Here is a 17,502-nt window from a genome sequence, read left to right as displayed (position 1 = left end):
GAAAGACGGCGAACGCCCGGACTAAGGCGTGAGGAAGTTGCGGCGATGCTGGGAATAAGTACGGAATGGTATACCAAAATCGAACAGGGACGGGTCAACACGCTTTCCGAACGGATAGTTAACGCCCTGGGTAAAGCTCTGCAGCTGAACAAGGCAGAATTTCTGCACCTGAAAACACTGACAGGCCGGAAAAAAAGTGCAGATGTTGAACATGAAGTCCCGGCTAGCTTATCGCATCTGGTCAGGGCGCTGAGTGAGCCTGCCTACGTCACCAATGACAGATGGGATGTATTGGTGTGGAATTTTGCAGCAGAACAGGTCATCACGGACTTCAGCCTGTTGGCTGCAAATGAGCGAAATATCATGGTTTTCATGTTCACTACAGAGGAGGCCAGATACCTTTTTGGCGACACCTGGCCTGCAGAGGCACAGAGAATGCTTGGCCTGTTTCATTCCAGTTATTCACGAAATGCAGACAATGAGACCTTCACTGCGCTGGTAGAACGCTTAAGCCGTGAATGCCCGGAGTTTGATACATGGTGGAGTGAGCATGTGATAACGGCGCCGGTGTCCGGAGAGAAAAAACTCACAGGGAAAGACGGGATAACGCGGACATTCAGCTATTCAACGTTTACGTCAAATGACTCCCCTGCACTCAAACTGGCAATTTATGTCCCGCTGTTATCTGCTGACGTCCGCATGTCAGCAGAGCAATCGATATAATCTCAGGCCGCTCTGCGCTGTGAGTTCAACGGGTCGGTGCAACGCTATCTTAATCAGGGGGCGTTGCCATGAAACGAAAAATACGCATTAACTTCATGCCAGGCGTTCGCGGATGTAATTACACATTTCTTCAGGCTGCTGCCGCTCCATTTCACCTGGAATCTGGTGTTAGACCCGGTCTATTGTGAGCTAAGATCCGGAGTGATGAGATAAGGCGCCACTCATTAACGCCCGCGGTGAAACCGCTGCGTCAGGGCGCATTTTAAGCCGCTGTGGGATCACGGCCGTGCCGTCATGCCAGCAGACGGCTGGTTTCAATGACAAAAAAGTGGAGCCGGAAAACAGCCTTACTTCATTTACCACCGTGCCAGGCAGCCGCTGTTCTTTGTGGCTATCGGTAAGGCACCCTTTGATCTGTAACACGGGCGCGAAGGCGTCGTTATCATCACCGCAGCCAGCAATCCGAGCATGCTAGACATTCAGACCGTAGTCCACTGGTGATAACTGCAGACGCGGTCCGGGAGTGGCTGAGCCATGATAGCTCACCGGCGCGAGCTGCAGATATTGCGCGGAACAGCGCGCTGCCTGAGTCCGCCTTTACCTGGTATCCGGTGACCGCAACGGTGGGCAACATTCATAACCATGACGACGGACGTAATGGGTACTAAACAAAAGCCTATGTCCGCCAGCATAAGGTCGGGTAAGACTGAATCAGCTGTCTCACCTGGCCGCTTTGTGCTGCCTTATATCAGCCGGGATGCATAAGCAGCTTCATTGTTTTATCATTACTTTATATGCTCAAAATATGGATATTGCATGCTTAAGACCGCGCTCATTCTCACTGCCCTTTTCTTTCCTTTTGCCTCTGTCGCCGGGCCCGGTAGTTTCATATTTGAAGTAAATGGCACTAAGGAAACATACTCACCAGAATGTATAAAATCAATAAGTTACCTGGCCGGTGATGAAATTGATTCTGAGAATGTAAATTTCTCCTTAAGTGATGAGTGTGGGAAAATATTTTATAAAACTACGAAGCAGAATATTGGTAAGAAGTTGTCTGTTTATTACAAAGGCAATTTACTTTTCAGCGCTAATATTGTCTCTGTACTCAGAAACAATTTCAGATTCTCCAGTAAAGATATGCCACGCATGGTTCTGATGCAGCTTCTTTATGATTACGGGGTTAAGCATAATTAATGGGAATGTAGCAGCACACAGCAGAGAAGAACGCAAAAGGATAATCGTGCTTTGCAAATTTACGGACAGGCGAAAATCTGACCTTGCAAATGATGCTTTTATGGACTTATCAAATCATCTCTTTATAATCAGACAGTTAGATTTTTTTCGGCTCTATCGGACAAATTCGGTCAAACCAGATTAGCCCTTAAAAAGTCCTTTGTGTTGCAGATACAAAAGCCAGGCATAATTGGCCGTGGTACCGTCCAGCGATAAATATTCACGAGGGTTGGGACTGTCATGGCTTCACTTGTTGCCCCCCTGGTGAAAGACGTTCTGATTTCCGCAATGAGCGGAAAGCGGAGTGCTGCAGAGTCTGAAAAACTCATATTTGATTGAAGATCATTCATCTGAAATCCGGCATTCCATGGGAATACCGAATCTCAGTTAACTTTTGATGGTTGTATACTCAGACCGGGCGTTCTTTTGGTGCTGGCAGTGAATAAGCAGGAAAATCACTGTAGCCCCGCTCATCTCCGCCAAAGAAAGCGTCACGATTGTAGGCAGCGAGAGGAAATGCGTTTCTTATACGCTCTGGCAGGTCCGGATTGGAGGTAAAGAGACGACCAAAAGCAATCAGGTCGGCCTCACCTTTTTGCAGCGTATTCCCGGCATCCTCTGGTTTAAAGCCGCCCGCCGCAATAATTTTCCCCTGATAAAAAGCGCGCAAATCGCGGCTGGCTACCGGCTCCGCATAATAGCCAGCCTCCCTGTCTTCCGGCCCCACGATGCGGGGCTCGATAACATGCAGATAGGCCAGGTCAAACAGGTTCAGCCGCCCGACCAGATAACGGAAAGTGGCTGTCGGATCGCTGTCATGCATATCACCGTATATCCCGCTGGGAGAAATACGCACAGCAACGCGCCCCGGCCCCCAGACATCAGTCAGTACGCTAACGGACTCAAGCAGAAAGCGCGCACGGTTTTCAAGGGAGCCGCCATAACTGTCAGTGCGCTGATTGCTGCCATCCAGCAGAAACTGTTCAGGTAAGTAACCGTTGGCGGCATGTAGCTCAACGCCATCAAATCCTGCATTTCTGGCCCGAATGGCTGCCTGCCGTAACTCCTCCATGAGCTCATGAATTTCATCCAGTTCCAGAGCGCGAGGAACGGGAAAAAGCTTGCCCTCATAGGATCCCCGTTCATTTTTCACCACGCCATAAGTATCTCTGGCCATGAGCGCTGAAGGCGCGACGGGCTGACGTCCCGCTGACAGTTCAGGCAGGGACTGACGACCCGGGTGCCACAACTGCAGTACAATCTGAGCGCCTCTGGCATGCACGGCTTCCACCAGGCGCTGCCATCCCGCCTGTTGCTCGTCAGTAAAGATTCCCGGTGCATCTTCATAGGCATTCGCATAGGGCGAAACCGCCGTGGCCTCAGCGATAAGGAGCCCTCCGAGACTCGCTCGCTGGCGGTAATATTCTTTCATCAACTTGCCGGGAACACCGCCCGGTTCGGTCCTCATGCGCGTGGTGGGCGCCATAACGACGCGATGGTTCAGATGCAGTTTTCCTGCAGTCACAGGTGAGAATAAAGGGTTCATTAAATCTACCTCACGTTGAGCCAGAGCACATGGGCCCTGGCGCAATATCAAATGAATTCAGTGATGCCAAATAATCTAAGTCAATATCCGACAGGCTTACTGCCGGGCCAGTGTGTGGGCAACCTGCGCGGCACTGATACCTTCCAGCGCCAGGCCATAACCCAGCCCCTCATCTACCAGACGCTTAAGACGCTGAGTCAGTGCAATCCGGGTGTAGCGCGAGGTCAGTGGCGGAAGTGCAGCAATCCCGTCGGCAATTTCGTGAGCGCGGGCCAGAAGCTTATCAGCGGGCACAATTTCGTTTACTACGCCCCAGTCTTTCGCCGTTTCCGCATCAAGCACCTGACGGGTCAGCAAAAAGTGGCGGCCCCGGAGCGATCCAATAACTTCTGGCCACAGAATGTGCACGCCGTCACCGGGGACGATCCCGAATTCGAAATGCGGTTTATCCTGAAAAACGGTTTCCGGGGTGGCCAGAATGGTATCGGTCAGCAGGGCATATTCGCTGTGAAGCAGCACCGGGCCGTTTAGCGCGGTAATCATCGGAACTTCGATATCCAGAATGTTGTTCAGCACCTTTCTGCCTTCGCGCAGAATTTTGTCGAAACCTGCCGGGGTGAAGAAATCAAATCCTTCCGGACTGATTGCGTCCATAAAGGCATCACCCGAACCGGTCAGGATCACTGCGCGGTTTTCACGGTCTTCGCCGATGGCATGGAAGAGCTCGACGAACTGCTCGTGGGTATGGCCATCGAAAACCAGTTTTTCACCGGCAGTATGGAATTTAACCTCCAGTACGCCATTGGGTTTACGGGTCAGGCGGGCATTAGGAAAGGCATAACGATAAGTTTCAAACGTAGACATAGTGGCGATCCTTGTTGTTACCAGACCGGAGTGGCTGGACATGAAACAACACTATTCCATTCCAGTTACATTGGGATCGCCCGGAGATTAGATAACAACTATTCCTGAATGGAATATCATGTTCTACTCTCCCCCATGATGGTTTCAACAAAACCAGCAAACTGCCGGGCTTTGGCACTCGCCAGTCGTCCGTTAGGGAATACGGCCCACAGGTCAATGTCAGGCAGTTGCCATGACGTCAGCACCTTCTGAACGGTTCCATTTCTTAATTCCTCGGCAAACATCCAGTCGGAGGCAATACACAACCCCATATGGCTTAGCACGGCAGCTCGCTGTCCTTCAGCGGCGCTGACGCGGATGCGACCGCTCACGGCAGTGGACACAACGGCACCCTGCCGGGTGAATGACCAGAGGCTGGGCTGTGGGTTATAGAGAATTGCCTGATGTTCTGCGAGTTCAGCCGGCGTTTTCGGCTCCCCCCTTTCTGAGAGATATTCCGGCGTGGCAATCACTGAGCGGGGTCCTGTTGCCAGCTTTCTGGCGACGACACCTGAGTCGGGCAGATTTCCCATACGCAATGAGATATCAATACCTTCAGCAATCAGGTCGATCACTCGGTCATCCAGGATCACGTCCACATCCAGTTCCGGATGCTCATCAAGGAACGCCGGAAGGCGGGGAATGATATGCAGCCGTGCAAAAGTGGTTGCGGCTGAAATCCGCAGCTTTCCGGACAGGCCTTTTCCTGCTCCCCGGGCGGCCAGTTCAGCCTCTTCGGCTTCCTGCAGGGCGGCCCACGCACGCTCATAATAGCGCTGCCCGGCCTCGGTGGGCGTCAGGCCGTGGGTCGATCGGGTCAGTAAACGGGTCTGTAATCGCGACTCCAGCTGAGCAACAATTTTGGAGACCGCAGGCTGGCCCACGTTTAGCTGTCTGGCAGTTGCAGAGAAGGAGCCTGTATCCACAACCCGAATGAAAGTGGCCATTGCCTGAAAGCGATCCATTTTATTCCTCTGAAGAATAGATGTTATCCGTTGAGCATATCTACCATTCCTGTCTCATGCCAGCCATTATCATTTTCAGCTTGCCGGGGCTGGCCCGGCAAACCTCTCAGCAGGAAATGATCATGATTGATATTTATGCTTTCGCCACGCCTAACAGCATCAAGGTGCCTGTCGCACTCGAAGAACTCGGTTTTGAATATGTTTTACACCCGGTGAACGTTCGTAAAGGGGAACAGAAGTCAGCTGAATTTCTGGCCTTAAACCCCAACGGCAAAGTCCCTGTGCTTGTTGATACTGACGCCTTATCTGAGCCGCTGGTACTGACGGAGTCGGCCGCCATCCTTATCTATCTTGCTGAAAAAACGGGGAAGCTTTTACCCGCTTCAGGCCCGGCCAGGTCACGGGTATTTGAGCAGCTGTTCTTTCATGCTTCAGGACTGGGACCGGCTTTCGGTCAGGCAGGTTTTTTCCAGCGTCAGGCATCCGAACCACAGCCGCTGGCAATTCAGCGTTTCACTACAGAAGCAGACCGCACCCTTAAGGTGCTGGATACCCTTCTGGCTGACCGCCAGTTTGTTGCCGGAAAGGAATACAGCATTGCTGATATTGCGCACTTCGGCTGGCTGTGGCGTCGGGAGTTTGCCGGGGTCAGTTTTGAAAACACACCAAATGTGGCTCGCTGGTTTGATGAAATGATTAACCGTCCCGCCGTACAGCGCGCCACAGAACGCATTAACGCGCTTGTCCCCCGGTAAGTGACTGTTGTAAAGCCGCCCGGAAATTAAGAGATCACCCTAAATAACTTTTCAGAGAAAACATCATGATGCTGCAGGCAAAGCTTGACGCTTTTAAGGCGGATTTTGAAGCAGGTAAGCCCCCCTATAATATCCCTCAACCGGTGGCGGAAATTATGCGCCGCGCGACGGATGAACTGATTCAGTCCGGCGCCGCTACGCATGCGCTTAAGGCGGGAGATAAGGCGCCTCTGTTTACGTTAAACGATCCGCAGGGCCATGCCGTTTCCTCTGCCGGATTGCTGTCAAAAGGTCCACTTGTGCTGAGTTTCTACCGTGGCGTCTGGTGCCCTTATTGCAATATGGAACTGCAGGCGCTCAATCAAGCGCTTCCCACATTTCAGGCGCTGGGCGCAGCACTTGTCGCCCTCTCCCCCCAGACGACGGCTAACAGCCGTAAATCCATGCGTCACAATAACCTCAGCTTTCCGATTCTATCTGACCCACACAACAGCGTGGCGGATGCCTTTGGGCTGCGTTTTAACCTGCCGGATTATCTGATTGAACTGTACAAAGGACTGAAGAACGACCTGCCTATTTTCAACGGAGATGAGAGCTGGACGCTTCCTATGCCTGCCCGCTATGTCATCGATCAGGAAGGCACGATTATTTATGCTGAAGTGAATCCCGACTATACGCGCCGGCCGGAGCCGGAAGAGATGCTGCCCTCACTGCGTCGCATCCGCAGCATGTGAAATCATCGTGACCTCTCGCAAAAAAATGCCGGAGCGAATTAACAGGAGTCAAAAATGAAGAGAACATTTTTAATCACAGGCGCCAGCAAAGGCATCGGGCTGGCGCTTGCCCGCCGTCTCGCCGGGGCAGGTCATGAGGTGGTCGGTATAGCACGAGGTTCCCGGGACGATTTCCCAGGCACCTTAATCAGCGCAGATCTTTCCAACGCCAGGCAGACACAACAGACTTTCGAAGAGTTAAGTCAGCGATTCGCATTTGACGGGATCGTCAACAATGTGGGTCTGGTTAAACCTCAGCGTCTCGGCGATATAGATTTAGCGACTTTCGAAGACGTTATACGCGTCAATCTCTATCCCGCTGTACAGGGAACACAGGCCATTCTCGCTGGCATGAAAGACCGGGGCTGGGGGCGAATCATCAATATTTCCAGCCTGACGGTGCTTGGCAGTGTTGAACGGACAGCTTATGCCGCTGCAAAAGCGTCTCTGATCAGCTTCACCCGTAACTGGGCACTGGAACTCGCTCAGACAGGTATTACGGTGAACGCGGTGGCACCGGGGCCGACTGAAACAGAGCTTTTTCGGGCGAATAACCCGCCAGGCAGCGCAGGTGAAGAGCGCTATCTCAGGGGAGTACCAATGAGGCGATTTGGCAAGCCAGACGAAATTGCGGCTACTATTGCTTTTCTGATGTCACAGGATGCCGGCTTTATAACCGGCCAGACCCTCTTTGTCGATGGCGGGGCATCAGTGGGTCAGCAGCTTTTTTAACGCGACAGTCATCGCGGATTTACTTTCCTGTGGCTCCTGTAGCGGCAGTTAAATGTCCGCGCCTGAAAACCAGGCGTATCAGCTCTGGCTCAGGTGGGAAGCGGACATTTATGCCTGTTTTCACTGTTTAATCATGCGCGTCATGCATTCGGGTAACCCCACAAAGCGCAGGGATGACAAAAGATGTTCCGGTCAGGAACAGAGCGCGGTGCAACAGACGATCTGATGAAAGACTGCCGTTGAAAGTTCCCCGGCGTTTACACATCAGGCAGCTTGCGTCATTAACCAGCGCTCAAACTTACCATGGCAGCGTTTTGCCCTGGTAATTGAGGAAAGCAATACCTCGCTGATTAAAGCGTGTCATGAGCATGTCTGTCACGCCGCGAGTGCTGGTTTCGACATCCAGTAGCGCATCCGGACCGCCCATTTCAGTCCGAACCCACCCCGGCGCGACCGCCGTGAGTGACCAGGGCACCTGTGGATTTTCAGCGATAAAACTTCGCATTGACTGATTCAGTGCTGATTTACTGGATCGATAAGGCTCCCATCCTCCCTGCACATTATCCGCAATACTAGCCAGTTCTGATGACATGACAGCAACCACCCCGTCTGCCCGAACCAGAGGTGAAAAAATATGTAATGCCGACATGGCCCCCGCTACATTGGTAAGCATGACAGTGAGTAAACGCTGAGCGAATGATTCATCGGGCGACCCGGCCGTTCCGGCATTCACCAAAAGTAGATCCAGTGTTCTTCCCGTCAGCCTGCCGCTCAGGGTTTTTAGAGACTCATCGCTGGTCATGTCGAGCGTTTCAACAGATAACAGAGAATTACGCCCGGCGAGCTCGCGAAGGTGGGAGCGGGAAGCGCCGTTGCGCTCAGTAGCAATCACCTGCCAGCTACGTTCCAGAAACCGTTCTGTCATTCCCAGCCCCAGACCGCGACTGGCTCCAATAATTAACGCGGTAGATTTATTTTCCAGCATAGATATACCTCGGGTTGTGCAGTAATCATTTCTTTCTCAGGCCAGCCTGGCTCTGCCACCTTTATTACATGCCTGTTAAGGCCGGGTATTAAATGCTTTAAAACCCTCATGTCCTGAGCAGGCCTGACCTGCAGGATATTCATGAAAGTGAACATTTACCGGAAAGCTTGAGAGGATGAAAAAAAAGTTTATGGTCTCGTGATTCGTTAATCCATATCATGAACGTCATAACTCAAGTGACAAAAAGTCATTAAACGATGGCGTTCAGGCTGCTAACCTGTTTGAACGAGAAGAGAGGGGAAAATGCTCAGCCTTCGAGGCAAAAACTTCTCTTTCTGAATTTGTATAGAGGTGCAAGCATGGCATTTGACGAGCGGATGCTAAAGGGTATGGGAGTATTAACCGCTGTGGTGAAAGGGGGAAGTTTCGCCACAGCAGCGGAAGCATTGGATATGTCACCTTCAGGTGTCAGCCGGGCAATTGTCAGGCTGGAAAATCGTCTGGGTATCCGGCTGTTTGAGCGAACCACCCGATCTATCGCGTTAACGGACGAGGGGCAGCGATTTTATACGCAAATCGTCCCCTTACTGGCGGGGCTTGAGGAGGCTACTGCGTGTGCGATTGATGGTCGCAATTCCGTTCGTGGCCGTCTGCGGGTCAATGTTCATCCGTTTTTTTCGAGGCTGATACTTGGCCCACGGTTAGGACAGTTTTTAAAGCAACATCCTGACTTACAGGTTGAACTCTCCACGCGTGAAGAGTTGGGCGATTTAGTTGCAGAGGGGTTTGACCTGGCCATTCGCTTTGGCGAACATCGGTCGTCAACGCTGGTTGCACGTAAGCTTCTGGACACCCGTATTCTCACAGTTGCTTCGCCTGCATATATTACAGAGCATGGCAAACCCATGTCACCAGACGAACTTTCCTCACCTCGTCATACATGCATTCAGTTTCGTTCACCTGAAACGGGCAAGCTTTTCACCTGGGAATTCCAGCGCGGAAATGAGATCAAATCGCTAAATTTACAGGGACAGCTAATTGTAAACAATGTCGGTACCCTGCACGGCACCTGTCTTGCAGGGTATGGCATAGCGCAGATTATGGAATTGGGTGCTGAGCAGCTATTAGCAGAGGGTAAACTGGTTGATTTGTTTCCGGAGTGGCCCGACGAAAGGTTTCCGCTTTATGCACTCTACCCTTCACGCACCTATCTGCCGGCAAAAATATCTGCTTTTCTGAATTTTGTTTCAGCGATTGTCACCGAACCTGTTATCCGAACCTGATGCATGTCTGCAACGGAGTGACGATAGGGCAACAGTCCGGTCCCGGTAAGAAGCCGCAAGATTAAAGGTGGATTTAGCGACGTCAAAGTAGGCTGGCCTTCCGCAGGAGGAAACATTGAATTTTCCGCGCGGCAACGATCCTGTCTATATTACTGCTTTAATACCTCACGCTGGCATTATGCTACCTGAAAGAAATGCGCCGACACTTTCTGAACCGGGTGGCTTCGATGTTGATTTGCAGTGGAAGCCAAAGTTTCATGAGTAAATTCAATTCATTGAACTACGCCGCAAAAGAACAAAAACGTAATTTGACAGCCTACCATTTAGTAGGTAGCCTAGTGGGTATATGCTAAACGTGGCAACGCTTAGATCCGGCACTCAAAAATTGAAGCCGACGTTACTTAAACCGGAGAGATATTATGACATCCCGTTCTGATCAGTTAAGTAATACACAAAATAAGTGGCTGCAAACCTATTTCTTTATACGCGCAGCTGGATCTGTAATCTGGATTTTGCTGGCTATCTCTATCGGTAAAGGTAACCCAACGCTGGCTGCCATTCTTTTTGTTTTGTATCCGGCCTGGGATGCGCTGGCCAACTTTATTGATGCACGACGTTCTGGAGGGTTGCGTCAAAATCCCCCGCAAAAATTTAATTTTATTGTGAGCGTTATTGTCTCGCTGGCCATTATCGGGTCACTCTTCGCTGGCATCAGTACGACCATTAAAGTATTTGGCGTATGGGCCATTTTTTCCGGCGTGTTGCAACTTTTAGCTTCAGCCCGCCGCTGGAAAACGTCTAATGGTCAATGGCCAATGATTTTAAGTGGTGCACAATCCTGCCTGGCCGGTCTATTTATGTTCAATCAGGCCAGCAGTGATATCTCCCTGGGTGTGACAACCGTTGTTCCCTATGCGGCGTTCGGTGTATTTTATTTCCTTATAGCAGCAATTTCATTACTAATTAAAAATAGCAGAGATAATGCTAAAGTTGCTATGCGCTGATTTCTTTGCTATTTATTCCTGCTACATCTGTCACAGGAATGACTTTAATCTGATTTGCTAATGCTTAAAAAGCTTAAAACAAAAGAGGACAGAATGAAAACAATTGGAATATTGGGAGGCATGTCAGCAGCTTCAACTCAGATTTATTACCGGAAGATGTGTGACTTAGTCCGTCAGCACTCAGGTGGTTTACATTCACCTGAGCTATTAATTCGTTCACTAAATTTTGCAAACATTGAGAATTTACAGGCCAACGGTTTATGGGAGGAGGCTGGTTCCATATTAAATACTGAAGCTAAATCATTGGAACGAGGCGGCGCTGATTTTATTGTTTTGGCGACAAATACAATGCATAAATTAGCAGATCAAATCATGAAGGATGTTAACATCCCTCTCATTCATATTGCAGATGCCACTGCTGAAAGAATTGTAAGTGCTGGTTTGAAGAATCCCGGTTTGATGGCTACTGCCTTCACAATGGAACAACCTTTTTATCTTGAGCGTTTAAATAATCATTTTCTCAGACCAATTGTCCCAGCAGAGTCAGATAGAAAAGAAATTCATCGTATTATTTATGATGAACTATGCAAAGATATTATTATTCCAGATAGTCGTATTCGTTTTGAAGATATTGCTAAGCGTTTAATTGATAATGGAGCTGATTGTATTATTCTTGGTTGTACTGAGGTTTGTATGTTGCTTAATCAGGATAACGTAACAGTTCCTGTTTTCGATACCACATTAATTCATTGTGAGAAAGCAATCAATGTTGCTTTATCATCCTGATAGTTGAATTTATGGTGTCGGATAATCTATTTCTTTCACCCACACAGTAAGCTGTGTTTGGATGTACCTTTAGTCTATTTTTTACTTAATTGAATACAAAGTTTTGGATTTTTTTGGTATAGCGCTTGCAACTTTTTCATTACAGCTTAATGTGTTATTATATATTCCAGAAGGAAAAGACAAGGTGCCAGTTAGTCTTTTTGTTTTATCTCAGTTTATCGCAACTGTATCTTTTTTCCTGGATGTTAGTTCTTTCCATTTTAAAAAAACAACCACAACTTTACGAATATTATCTGTTTCTACATTCTTGCTGTCTGTTCACTTTGCACTCCTCGGTGAGTACACTTCAGGTTTGATGATGATGATTGCCTGTTGCCGGTTTATTATCGCATCTATAACCAACAACAAGAAATTTTTTATCTTTTTCATGCTGTTATCGTTTTTTGGCTGCATGTTTACCTGGCAAAGTTGTAAAGATGTCCTGCCTTTGCTCGCTGGGCTGATTATGAACTATGCAGCTTTTCAAAAAGCAGAGATTAAAATTCGGTGCTATACGATGATAGGCAGCGCATTCTGGATTGTTAGTAATTTTATCGCCCACTCACCAATTGCTTTTTCAATGGAGTTGTCGTTTTTCTTCAGTACTGCTTTTTCTCTCTTTAAGAATATAAAAAGTAAAGATTATGCTATTTAAATAGAGTCAATATTCAATTGGTTTATATTGAGAGATTGATTTTCCCCAGGACGGATACAAGCTTCAGTTAGTAATGTCGGTTGGTGACCTAGGCCAGTCCCTCTAAAACCTTTCGAAATAATGTGTGATGTTCCAATCATTGGGGTATCAAGAGCGCGTTACCCCGTGTTAAGGCCTTTACGTCCATTGCGCAGCATTACCGATATTGCACTAACATACCAATCAGTACATAAATGATTGACATAAGAACTACCACCCATTAATGTATCAATTGGTATATTAGTTGTGTTGACTGGTTTTTAACTTTTCAGTGTATAAGCCTGCAAGGATAAATGATGCAACCTGTGATCCTTTACGTTACTTATCAGGGAGACCCTGATTCTCGTTTTGACCGACGTTACTACGCTGACAGCCACCTTCCACTGGTTATGGAAGCTTTTGCACCGTATGGCCTGTTGAAACTTTCAGTTTTTTATCCTGAAACCAAACAGCCCGGCACGCTGGCAATCTGTGAGTGTATTTTCCGTAATGAAACGGCTATTAGTGATGCTTTCACCTCACACGAAGTTGAAAAAGTGATGGCAGACGTAAGGCATTTTACCGATATCTCACCCGTGAGATTTCGCGGAACTCCACTGTAAAATAAGGAAATTTCATGCAGCAGAATCATAAATTCCGCCCGTGGAATGAGGCACCTGTACGCTCGATACGTCGTGGGCACTTCTGGATTCCCGGCGAACGTGTTGAGCAAAATGGGCTGACCTATCAGCGAGGACCGATGTACGTCGAGTGGGAAGCGCCAAAGCTGATGAGCCGGCCTTATCCGGTAGTGCTGATGCACGGCGGTGGCTTTCAGGGCACTGAATGGTTTGATACGCCCGATGGCAGACCCGGGTGGGCACAACGCTTAGTTGAGGATGGATATACGGTGCTGGTCATTGACAGACCAGGACACGGACGTTCACCTTTTCATGTACAGACAATGGGTGAGATGGGACCGGCTTTCTCGTTCGAAAATGGGCAAAAGATATACTTCCCCGGAACAGATAAGCGGCATACTCAGTGGCCCTTTACAGTAAATGATGGGGCGGCTATGGATGAGTTTATTGCTGGATATGGCCCGCTTCCTGCTGACCTTGCTTTTTCACAAACATTGGATGCCGACAGGATGGCTGCCCTTCTGGATCGTATTGGTCCCGCTATCATGATAACACACTCTGCTTCCGGACCGGATGGCTGGCTGACGGCGGATCGCCGTCCGGATCTGGTAAAAATGATTGTGGCAGTGGAACCCATGGGGCCTCCTTTCGCAGAGATACCTAACATAGGAGTAATGGATTGGGGACCCGCAGCAGCACCAATGAATTTTTCTCCGCTGATTACTTCTGCCGCTGAGTTAAAACGTAAAAAGCCGGGCAGCTATCAATTACCTTCACTGATTGATAAACCAATCTTGATCGTTACGGCTGAAGCTTCTGCATTTGCAGCGGCGAGCCCGCCTACCGCGGCTTTCCTGAACGCAGCCGGGGCCTCTGCTGAAGTGTTGCATTTACCCGATCATGGCGTATTTGGTAACGGACATGGACTGATATACGAAAAGAACTCAGATGAAGCGCTGGCGCCCGTTCTTAACTGGATTAACCGTCATATAGCTGTCAGTGAGTAAGAGATAATTACTTGCGGCTGATTCGTGTTTGTAAAAAGCTTTGTGAGTAAACGTTTCATCGCTTGCTTTTCACGACTGTGCCTGGGATGAGAACTGGTAATGCGCCTCTGATTATTTAAAGTTGATATCATCTGCGCTTAATCGGGAGCTTTTTCTTCTTAATCCAGGCCTTCTGTAGACACATCATTTATACCATGGCAGTGAGCAGGTCGAGCCATACTATGAACTGATGCTTAAAAAAAACGGGCACACAACTTTCTACGTTATAAGATAAATAAAACAACTATCACTTTCTAAAAAGCAGGGGTAGGGTTATGTCTACCCTACCCCTCGTTAAATATAGCCAATTTTGATTGCTAATTTTTTATAAAAAACCCTCAAACATCTATCCATTAACTTTCAGCAGAAATAATATATCTTCCTGTCTTATTTTAAAAAGTCCAGTAAGGCTTTTATGGTCTCCCGAGGGCGCTCCTCAGCAATCCAGTGGCCGGCACCTTTAAATTCGATAAATTTGTAATTACGGGCATACTCTTTAAGAAATGCAGACAGCAGTGGAGCACTGATTCCCCCAATGCCCAGTATGGGCGTCTGTAACTTTTTATATGTTTTCAAATCATCTATATCCTGCTGCATTGATTGATACCACCCATTTCCTGCGCGGATTGCATCAGGTTGTGCAGCTGCTAATTTATAGACCGATCGATCAAAGCTTGAAATTGCACCCGGCGTTTTGTTCAGGTAGTCATAGACCCAATCCACTAATATATCAGTACGTCCTTCTAATAATTTCTCTGGCAAATCTGGTACCTGATTAAACGCAAACCACCAGAAATGAAGGCCATGATTAGGATCGTTTATCTGATAATCATTTTTTTGTGGCAGTAACGGAAACTTCCTGAAGGCCTCAAACGGGTGCGGAACGTCAAGTAAGGCCACGCGTTTCGTGTAATCAGGATAGTTTGCTGCAAAACTATAGGCGACCATTGCGCCAATATCATGCCCGACGATGTTAATATGACTATAGCCTAACTGATTAACCAGGGAGTAGATGTCGCGCGCCATGGTTTTCTTATCATAACCTGAGGCTGGCTTAGATGAACCGCCCTGGCCACGGATATCAATCGCTATGACCTGATAATGCGCAGCAAGCTCCGGCATTATTTTGTGATATTCCCACCAGGTTTCAGGCCAGCCGCCAAGTAGCACCAGAGGCTCTCCTTTTCCTCCAGTGACATAATGGAGTTTAACTCCGTTCACGTAAGCTTCGTGATTCGTGAAACCAGGCAAGCGGCGTACCAATGCCGTATCTGTATAGTCTTGCTGAGTCACGTTCACCGGTTTAAGGAAATCACTATCTGCAGGTGCAGCATTTACAAACGATAGTGGGAAGAACAAGACCGCTGCCATAAAAAAACGGCCTGTCGTTTTCAAAGTTACTTTCATAACACCATCCTTATAAATTGAAAAAAATAGAGCCACAATGAAAATTACTTGTGACAGGAGGGAAACAAAGAGAGCTTATCGCTTAGCCTATATCATGTATTCATCACTGATGAAGGCAGCCCTTCATCATGACAATGATATTATTGATAAAGGTTAAGCGATGCTGTGCATGCCGAAATCAGCCATACATCCTTTTTACAAAACAGTTATTACCGCTACTTATTAAATTTATTCGACATGAAATTTTTCGACACAGAGACCCGCGTTGCAGGTTTCTGAATAAGCCTGACACTTAATGCTGCGCCGAGTGCTAAGCAGAGTGCAATGGCCAGCGTAGAGATACCAAAAGCATGGGTAATATCAGCTCCGGAATGACTATCTCCAAACGTACTGTAAAAAATACCGCCTATCAGTGCCACACTCAACGCGGCACTGATCTGCAAAGCACAACTCGTTACGCCTGAGATCATGCCAGAAAACTCAGGTGCAACACGGCCTGTGATCATACGCATCAGCACCGGCATCGCCAGCCCCTGCCCTAAACCCGGTGAGCGTAATGCCACGGGGTCAAGTAACGGAGAACCTCCATTCTGGCTAAGGTGTAACTCATAGCGCCATAAAACAAAAGCCAGTAGCGGAACAGTCAGAAAAAGCATCAATGACCACCAGGGCCAACCCGCCTCACGACCTTCAATAATTGGGATAATCAATGCGCTCAGCATTGCAGTCGCCAAAATCATACTGATGGGGCCAAGCTTACGCGCATTACGCGCACGCGTCTCTTTTAATAAGGGTAAGCCAAACAGCACGACAAACATTACAACCGGTAAATTCACCAGAATAATGAGCCGCCATCCTAAATTATAAAGATCCAGCGATATCAGGACACCGCCCAATGCTTGCCAAATAACTGAAGCCAGACCAAACACTGCCCCATATAAACTCAGAGCTAATGGTTTCTCTGCTTCAGGAAAAATAACCTGTATTGAAGCTAATGCCTGAGGCGCCATGATGGCGGCCGTTGCCCCCTGCATGATACGACCGACTATGAGCAACCATGGTGACCATGCCAGACCGCATAATAACGATGCGGCAGCAAAACCGATTAGCCCAAGGAAGAACATTTTTCCCCGACCATAAAGGTCGCCCAGGCGGCCACCTGTAATCAAAGTGACGGCATAGACTGCGGCGTAGGATGAAATGACTAATTTTTTAACCGAGGAAGATGATGCAAATTCCTGCTGAGTTAACGGAAGCGCGACGTTGACAATTAAAAAATCAAGTGGCGGAAGGAGTGCACCTACAAGCAATATAATAAACATGGCCCATCGGCGAGGTTCAGTTAGCAAAGCTTGTTTTAAGGTCATTAAATGCTCCTTATGGTACCAATTGGTTCCCAATTGACGAAAAAAAACTACTGACTTAGTCTGTTCATCGTGCATTCAACGAGTTCAAGCATTTCTGTTTCTGATGCCCCCGTTTTACCCAATACCCGCATGCCTTCAATCTGACAGACCAGAAATCGTGCCATAAAAAATTCATTATGTTCAGGTAACTCACCATTTTCCTGAGCGCGAATGATTGTTTCAACATAAAGTTGCTGCAGCCGTTTGAACATACGTTCTGTTTTCTCAGCAACATCATTGTCATATGCGGCCATTTCAGTGGCTAAGGAGACGACTAAACAACCGCGCCGCCCTGGTTCACCGGAAGAGAGCCTGGCGTATCGAAGAAGCGATGCTTTTATCGCGTTTGTAGCTGAGCCTGGCTGCGAGAGCAATCCCGCCGTTTCCCGCCGTCCATCACTCATATATAAACCAAGGGCTGCAAGCAGCAGACCTTTTTTATCCCCGAACGCTTTTTACAAACTTCCTCGTGACAGGCCTGTGCCAGCAATCAAATCCGGCAGCGATGCGCGATCGTAACCTCTATCCCAAAAAACCTTCATAGCATCACGCGCTGCAGTTTCCAGCTCAAACTCGCGTGGGCGACCCAAGCCTGATGA

General features: G+C 48.4%; 19 protein-coding genes. 11 read left to right on the top strand and 8 right to left on the bottom strand.

The features are described from left to right. The first annotated feature begins 45 nt into the window (after nucleotides 1–45). Together K7H94_RS19345 and K7H94_RS19340 are read left to right on the top strand one after the other, a co-directional pair. On the top strand, nucleotides 46–723 hold the full coding sequence (locus K7H94_RS19345; protein ID WP_245001432.1) for a helix-turn-helix transcriptional regulator: 678 nt from the start codon (nucleotides 46–48) through the stop codon (nucleotides 721–723). A gap of 816 nt (nucleotides 724–1,539) precedes the next feature. Next, on the top strand, nucleotides 1,540–1,920 hold the full coding sequence (locus K7H94_RS19340; protein WP_222952288.1) for a SecDF P1 head subdomain-containing protein: 381 nt from the start codon (nucleotides 1,540–1,542) through the stop codon (nucleotides 1,918–1,920). 448 nt (nucleotides 1,921–2,368) lie between these two features. On the opposite strand, the gene K7H94_RS19335 is transcribed toward K7H94_RS19340, so the two are convergent. The 3 genes from K7H94_RS19335 to K7H94_RS19325 all read right to left on the bottom strand — a co-directional run bounded on the left by K7H94_RS19335 (nucleotide 2,369) and on the right by K7H94_RS19325 (nucleotide 5,373). After that, nucleotides 2,369–3,505, bottom strand: coding sequence for an alkene reductase (locus K7H94_RS19335; protein ID WP_058758869.1), 1,137 nt, complete (start codon nucleotides 3,503–3,505; stop codon nucleotides 2,369–2,371). Nucleotides 3,506–3,601: 96 nt separating this feature from the next. Further along, the gene (locus K7H94_RS19330; RefSeq protein ID WP_058758870.1) at nucleotides 3,602–4,369 is read right to left on the bottom strand and encodes an enoyl-CoA hydratase/isomerase family protein; all 768 of its coding nucleotides are present in this window, start codon (nucleotides 4,367–4,369) and stop codon (nucleotides 3,602–3,604) included. Nucleotides 4,370–4,485: 116 nt separating this feature from the next. Continuing rightward, nucleotides 4,486–5,373: a LysR family transcriptional regulator gene (locus tag K7H94_RS19325; protein WP_058758871.1), complete on the bottom strand. Its 888-nt coding sequence runs from the start codon at nucleotides 5,371–5,373 to the stop codon at nucleotides 4,486–4,488. Between the two features lie 122 nt (nucleotides 5,374–5,495). On the opposite strand from K7H94_RS19325, the gene K7H94_RS19320 reads away from it, so the two are divergent. The 3 genes from K7H94_RS19320 (at nucleotide 5,496) to K7H94_RS19310 (ending at nucleotide 7,633) form a co-directional block, all read left to right on the top strand. Beyond that, a complete protein-coding gene (locus K7H94_RS19320; protein ID WP_058758896.1) occupies nucleotides 5,496–6,128 on the top strand; it encodes a glutathione S-transferase family protein in 633 nt (210 codons plus the stop codon). A 65-nt stretch (nucleotides 6,129–6,193) separates the two neighbouring features. Beyond that, on the top strand, nucleotides 6,194–6,862 hold the full coding sequence (locus tag K7H94_RS19315) for a peroxiredoxin-like family protein (protein WP_058758872.1): 669 nt from the start codon (nucleotides 6,194–6,196) through the stop codon (nucleotides 6,860–6,862). Between the two features lie 54 nt (nucleotides 6,863–6,916). Continuing rightward, nucleotides 6,917–7,633 (top strand): SDR family oxidoreductase, encoded by a 717-nt coding sequence (locus tag K7H94_RS19310; protein ID WP_058758873.1) that lies wholly within the window; start codon nucleotides 6,917–6,919, stop codon nucleotides 7,631–7,633. A gap of 298 nt (nucleotides 7,634–7,931) precedes the next feature. Here K7H94_RS19310 and K7H94_RS19305 read toward each other — a convergent pair whose 3' ends face one another. Continuing rightward, nucleotides 7,932–8,618, bottom strand: coding sequence for an SDR family NAD(P)-dependent oxidoreductase (locus tag K7H94_RS19305; protein WP_058758874.1), 687 nt, complete (start codon nucleotides 8,616–8,618; stop codon nucleotides 7,932–7,934). Nucleotides 8,619–8,977: 359 nt separating this feature from the next. Here K7H94_RS19305 and K7H94_RS19300 point away from each other — a divergent pair, with 359 nt between their 5' ends. The 6 genes from K7H94_RS19300 to K7H94_RS19275 all read left to right on the top strand — a co-directional run bounded on the left by K7H94_RS19300 (nucleotide 8,978) and on the right by K7H94_RS19275 (nucleotide 14,051). Further along, complete coding sequence (locus K7H94_RS19300; RefSeq protein WP_058758897.1) at nucleotides 8,978–9,901, top strand: LysR family transcriptional regulator; 924 nt, start codon at nucleotides 8,978–8,980, stop codon at nucleotides 9,899–9,901. Between the two features lie 419 nt (nucleotides 9,902–10,320). Then, on the top strand, nucleotides 10,321–10,905 hold the full coding sequence (locus K7H94_RS19295; RefSeq protein WP_222952287.1) for a DUF308 domain-containing protein: 585 nt from the start codon (nucleotides 10,321–10,323) through the stop codon (nucleotides 10,903–10,905). Between the two features lie 93 nt (nucleotides 10,906–10,998). Then, nucleotides 10,999–11,691 carry an aspartate/glutamate racemase family protein gene (locus K7H94_RS19290; protein WP_222952286.1) on the top strand — a complete coding sequence of 231 codons (693 nt, stop codon included), beginning with the start codon at nucleotides 10,999–11,001 and terminating at the stop codon, nucleotides 11,689–11,691. A 103-nt stretch (nucleotides 11,692–11,794) separates the two neighbouring features. After that, complete coding sequence (locus K7H94_RS19285) at nucleotides 11,795–12,385, top strand: YgjV family protein (RefSeq protein ID WP_222952285.1); 591 nt, start codon at nucleotides 11,795–11,797, stop codon at nucleotides 12,383–12,385. A 332-nt stretch (nucleotides 12,386–12,717) separates the two neighbouring features. Next, complete coding sequence (locus K7H94_RS19280) at nucleotides 12,718–13,026, top strand: EthD family reductase (RefSeq protein ID WP_245001431.1); 309 nt, start codon at nucleotides 12,718–12,720, stop codon at nucleotides 13,024–13,026. A 14-nt stretch (nucleotides 13,027–13,040) separates the two neighbouring features. Further along, nucleotides 13,041–14,051: an alpha/beta hydrolase gene (locus tag K7H94_RS19275; RefSeq protein ID WP_222952284.1), complete on the top strand. Its 1,011-nt coding sequence runs from the start codon at nucleotides 13,041–13,043 to the stop codon at nucleotides 14,049–14,051. Nucleotides 14,052–14,477: 426 nt separating this feature from the next. Here K7H94_RS19275 and K7H94_RS19270 read toward each other — a convergent pair whose 3' ends face one another. From K7H94_RS19270 to K7H94_RS23320, 4 genes are all read right to left on the bottom strand, one after another. Next, nucleotides 14,478–15,497 carry an alpha/beta fold hydrolase gene (locus tag K7H94_RS19270; RefSeq protein WP_245001430.1) on the bottom strand — a complete coding sequence of 340 codons (1,020 nt, stop codon included), beginning with the start codon at nucleotides 15,495–15,497 and terminating at the stop codon, nucleotides 14,478–14,480. Nucleotides 15,498–15,712: 215 nt separating this feature from the next. Next, nucleotides 15,713–16,864 (bottom strand): MFS transporter, encoded by a 1,152-nt coding sequence (locus tag K7H94_RS19265; protein WP_222952283.1) that lies wholly within the window; start codon nucleotides 16,862–16,864, stop codon nucleotides 15,713–15,715. Between the two features lie 47 nt (nucleotides 16,865–16,911). Beyond that, a complete protein-coding gene (locus K7H94_RS19260) occupies nucleotides 16,912–17,307 on the bottom strand; it encodes a TetR family transcriptional regulator C-terminal domain-containing protein (RefSeq protein WP_420874735.1) in 396 nt (131 codons plus the stop codon). A gap of 51 nt (nucleotides 17,308–17,358) precedes the next feature. Next, on the bottom strand, nucleotides 17,359–17,445 hold the full coding sequence (locus tag K7H94_RS23320; protein WP_420874737.1) for a TetR family transcriptional regulator: 87 nt from the start codon (nucleotides 17,443–17,445) through the stop codon (nucleotides 17,359–17,361). Nucleotides 17,446–17,502: the final 57 nt, after the last annotated feature.

It is taken from the genome of Pantoea dispersa (assembly GCF_019890955.1).
GTDB lineage: Bacteria > Pseudomonadota > Gammaproteobacteria > Enterobacterales > Enterobacteriaceae > Pantoea > Pantoea dispersa.
This window is presented reverse-complemented; position numbering and strand designations above follow the sequence as displayed.

Bases quoted from the DNA above. Each gene is read 5' to 3' on its own strand.
- K7H94_RS19315 (WP_058758872.1), top strand. From the start codon at position 6,194: ATGATGCTGCAGGCAAAGCTTGACGCTTTTAAGGCGGATTTTGAAGCA.
- K7H94_RS19295 (WP_222952287.1), top strand. From the start codon at position 10,321: ATGACATCCCGTTCTGATCAGTTAAGTAATACACAAAATAAGTGGCTG.
- K7H94_RS19325 (WP_058758871.1), bottom strand. From the start codon at position 5,373: ATGGATCGCTTTCAGGCAATGGCCACTTTCATTCGGGTTGTGGATACA.
- K7H94_RS19340 (WP_222952288.1), top strand. From the start codon at position 1,540: ATGCTTAAGACCGCGCTCATTCTCACTGCCCTTTTCTTTCCTTTTGCC.
- K7H94_RS23320 (WP_420874737.1), bottom strand. From the start codon at position 17,445: ATGAAGGTTTTTTGGGATAGAGGTTACGATCGCGCATCGCTGCCGGAT.
- K7H94_RS19300 (WP_058758897.1), top strand. From the start codon at position 8,978: ATGGCATTTGACGAGCGGATGCTAAAGGGTATGGGAGTATTAACCGCT.
- K7H94_RS19305 (WP_058758874.1), bottom strand. From the start codon at position 8,618: ATGCTGGAAAATAAATCTACCGCGTTAATTATTGGAGCCAGTCGCGGT.
- K7H94_RS19270 (WP_245001430.1), bottom strand. From the start codon at position 15,497: ATGAAAGTAACTTTGAAAACGACAGGCCGTTTTTTTATGGCAGCGGTC.
- K7H94_RS19265 (WP_222952283.1), bottom strand. From the start codon at position 16,864: ATGACCTTAAAACAAGCTTTGCTAACTGAACCTCGCCGATGGGCCATG.
- K7H94_RS19345 (WP_245001432.1), top strand. From the start codon at position 46: ATGCTGGGAATAAGTACGGAATGGTATACCAAAATCGAACAGGGACGG.
- K7H94_RS19330 (WP_058758870.1), bottom strand. From the start codon at position 4,369: ATGTCTACGTTTGAAACTTATCGTTATGCCTTTCCTAATGCCCGCCTG.
- K7H94_RS19290 (WP_222952286.1), top strand. From the start codon at position 10,999: ATGAAAACAATTGGAATATTGGGAGGCATGTCAGCAGCTTCAACTCAG.
- K7H94_RS19275 (WP_222952284.1), top strand. From the start codon at position 13,041: ATGCAGCAGAATCATAAATTCCGCCCGTGGAATGAGGCACCTGTACGC.
- K7H94_RS19260 (WP_420874735.1), bottom strand. From the start codon at position 17,307: ATGAGTGATGGACGGCGGGAAACGGCGGGATTGCTCTCGCAGCCAGGC.
- K7H94_RS19335 (WP_058758869.1), bottom strand. From the start codon at position 3,505: ATGAACCCTTTATTCTCACCTGTGACTGCAGGAAAACTGCATCTGAAC.
- K7H94_RS19280 (WP_245001431.1), top strand. From the start codon at position 12,718: ATGATGCAACCTGTGATCCTTTACGTTACTTATCAGGGAGACCCTGAT.
- K7H94_RS19320 (WP_058758896.1), top strand. From the start codon at position 5,496: ATGATTGATATTTATGCTTTCGCCACGCCTAACAGCATCAAGGTGCCT.
- K7H94_RS19310 (WP_058758873.1), top strand. From the start codon at position 6,917: ATGAAGAGAACATTTTTAATCACAGGCGCCAGCAAAGGCATCGGGCTG.